Genomic DNA, 1,988 nt, shown 5'->3' with positions numbered 1-1,988 from the left:
GACAGCATAGGATCACCCACTTCGCCATACGGCTCCGCGTCACGTCTCAGACTCCACACTGAAGTGGATGGTGCGGATTTGCCTACACCACGTCCTACACGCTTGCCCACAGACAACCATCGCTGTGGTTGGGCTACCTTCCTGTGTCACCCCATCGCTTGACTACTACCAGCTCGGGTCCCACGCTCCACACACCAGCCTCGCCCCGAAGGGTCCGGTCCGATGAGCTTCGGGTGGTTAGCATCACCAGGTTCGTCATGGGCGCAACTTCGCCGGTACGGGAATATCAACCCGTTGTCCATCGACTACGCCTGTCGGCCTCGCCTTAGGTCCCGACTTACCCAGGGCAGATTAGCTTGACCCTGGAACCCTTGATCATTCGGCGCACGGGTTTCTCACCCGTGATTCGCTACTCATGCCTGCATTCTCACTCGTGTGGGCTCCACACCTGGATCACTCCGGCGCTTCACTGCCCACACGACGCTCCCCTACCCATCCAGCGCACTGAACACCGATCAAGTCGATGCTGATGTATTCGCTGAATGCCATAGCTTCGGCGGATGACTTGAGCCCCGCTACATTGTCGGCGCGGAATCACTTGACCAGTGAGCTATTACGCACTCTTTCAAGGGTGGCTGCTTCCAAGCCAACCTCCTGGTTGTCAATGCGACTCCACATCCTTTTCCACTTAGTCACCGCTTAGGGGCCTTAGCTGATGGTCTGGGCTGTTTCCCTCTCGACTACGGAGCTTATCCCCCGCAGTCTCACTGCTGCGCTCTCACTTACCGGCATTCGGAGTTTGGCTAACGTCAGTAACCTTGTAGGGCCCATCGGCTATCCAGTGCTCTACCTCCGGCAAGAAACACGCAACGCTGCACCTAAATGCATTTCGGGGAGAACCAGCTATCACGAAGTTTGATTGGCCTTTCACCCCTATCCACAGGTCATCCCCTCAGTTTTCAACCTAAGTGGGTTCGGTCCTCCACGTCGTCTTACCGACGCTTCAACCTGCCCATGGATAGATCACTTCGCTTCGGGTCTTGAGCGCGCTACTGAATCGCCCTATTCGGACTCGCTTTCGCTACGGCTTCCCCACACGGGTTAACCTCGCAACACACCGCAAACTCGCAGGCTCATTCTTCAAAAGGCACGCCGTCACCCCCACCACAAGTGGCATAAGGCTCCGACGGATTGTAGGCACACGGTTTCAGGTACTATTTCACTCCCCGCCAGGGGTACTTTTCACCTTTCCCTCACGGTACTTGTCCGCTATCGGTCATCAAGGAGTATTTAGGCTTAACGGGTGGTCCCGCCAGATTCACACGGAATTTCAGGGGTTCCGTGTTACTTGGGAACACGCTCCAGAGCCAGCGCTTTACGTCTACGGGCCTATCACCCTCTACGGTACGGCTTTCCAACCGACTTCGACTTCCACACTGGTTTCTTACTCTGTACTGAGCCGGCAGACTCAATAGAGCGGTCCCACGACCCCGTATCTGCAACCCCTGCCGGGTATCACACAGACACGGTTTAGCCTCATCCGATTTCGCTCGCCACTACTCTCGGAATCACTGTTGTTTTCTCTTCCTGTCGGTACTGAGATGTTTCACTTCCCGACGTTCCCTCCACACACCCTATGTGTTCAGATGCGGGTAACACGACATGACTCGTGCTGGGTTTCCCCATTCGGACACCCCCGGATCACAGCTTGGTTGCCAACTCCCCAGGGCTTATCGCAGGCTCCAACGTCCTTCATCGGCTCTTGATGCCAAGGCATCCACCATGTGCCCTTCATAGCTTGTCTCAACAACGTCAAGACAACACACAAAAGACTCACCAGCCCACCCCCCAATCAAAGGAGCAGGCCAGCACACAAAAACGACACGACCAGCCAAGAACAGCCAGTCATGCCTACGCAACTACATCCACCAACACACTCCCAGCACCAACCACCAGGACAAGTCCCACGGCCAGTACCACCGAGCGTG

The 1,988-nt window shown here is 56.1% G+C and carries 1 rRNA gene (cut by a window edge); it reads right to left on the bottom strand.

What is annotated here, in order from left to right:
• A 23S ribosomal RNA gene (locus IRX98_RS22325) occupies positions 1 to 1,804 on the bottom strand; it reaches 1,427 nt to the left of the window's first position.
• Positions 1,805 to 1,988: the final 184 nt, after the last annotated feature.

Origin of the sequence: Nocardioides lacusdianchii, assembly GCF_020102855.1 — a bacterium.
GTDB classification, from domain to species: domain Bacteria; phylum Actinomycetota; class Actinomycetes; order Propionibacteriales; family Nocardioidaceae; genus Nocardioides; species Nocardioides lacusdianchii.
This window is presented reverse-complemented; position numbering and strand designations above follow the sequence as displayed.